This is a genomic window from Methylobacterium aquaticum (genome assembly GCF_001043915.1).
Taxonomy (GTDB): Bacteria; Pseudomonadota; Alphaproteobacteria; order Rhizobiales; family Beijerinckiaceae; genus Methylobacterium; species Methylobacterium aquaticum.
The window spans coordinates 1-1,121 of sequence record NZ_LABX01000431.1 but is presented as its reverse complement, the minus strand read 5'-3'; the positions used below and the strand labels follow the sequence as shown (position 1 = coordinate 1,121).

1 protein-coding gene is annotated in these 1,121 nt (G+C 70.6%); it reads left to right on the top strand.

Annotated features, from left to right (window positions below; translation table 11 throughout):
- On the top strand, positions 1-1,121 hold a 1,121-nt coding region (locus tag VP06_RS33005), incomplete at both ends, for a transketolase C-terminal domain-containing protein (RefSeq protein WP_048468055.1).

The window sequence follows — 1,121 nt, the reverse complement described above, 5'->3', positions numbered from 1 at the left end:
CGCGACACCGCCAGGCAGTTCGGCCGCCTGCTGCCGAAGGCGCTCTACGACACCGCCGCCCGGGCGGAGGAATATGCCCGCGGCATCCTGGCCGGCGGCGGCACGATGTTCGAGGAACTCGGCTTCCACTATGTCGGGCCGATCGACGGCCACAACCTCGACCACCTGCTCCCCGTCCTCAAGAACGTGCGCGACGCGCCCGACGGCCCGGTTCTGGTCCATGTCGTGACCCAGAAGGGCAAGGGCTACGCGCCGGCGGAAGCCGCGGCCGATCGCGGCCACGCGGTGGTGAAGTTCGACGTGGTCTCGGGCAAGCAGACCAAGGCCAAGCCGAACGCGCCGGCCTATACGAGGGTGTTCGGCGAGAGCCTGATCAAGGCGGCCGACATCGACGACAAGGTGGTGGCGATCACCGCGGCGATGCCCTCGGGCACCGGCGTCGACCTGTTCGCCAAGGTGCATCCGGAGCGGACCTTCGACGTCGGCATCGCCGAGCAGCACGCGGTGACCTTCGCGGGCGGTCTGGCGACGGAGGGGTTCCGGCCGTTCTGCGCGATCTACTCGACCTTCCTGCAACGCGGCTACGACCAGCTGGTCCACGACGTGGCGTTGCAGAACCTTCCGGTGCGCTTCGCGCTGGACCGGGCCGGTCTGGTGGGGGCGGACGGGGCGACGCATGCGGGCGCGTTCGATCTGGCCTATCTGTGCTGCCTGCCGAACATGACCGTGATGGCGGCTTCCGACGAGGCTGAGCTGGTGCACATGGTGGCGACCGCCCACGCGCATGATGCGGGGCCGATCGCGTTCCGCTATCCGCGCGGCGAGGGTGTCGGCGTCGAGCTGCCGGAGCGGGGCGAGGTGCTGGCGATCGGCAAGGGCCGGGTGATCCGCCGTCCGGAGGGGGCGCGGGTGGCGTTGCTGAGCCTGGGCACGCGGCTGGCCGAGGCGCAGAAGGCGGCGGAGCGGCTGGAGGCGTCGGGGATCGCCGTGACGGTGGCGGATGCACGGTTTGCCAAGCCGCTCGACGAGGCGCTGATCCTGGACCTGGCGGCGAGCCACGAGGTTCTGGTGACCCTGGAAGAGGGGTCGGTCGGGGGCTTCGGGGCGATGGTGCTGCATCT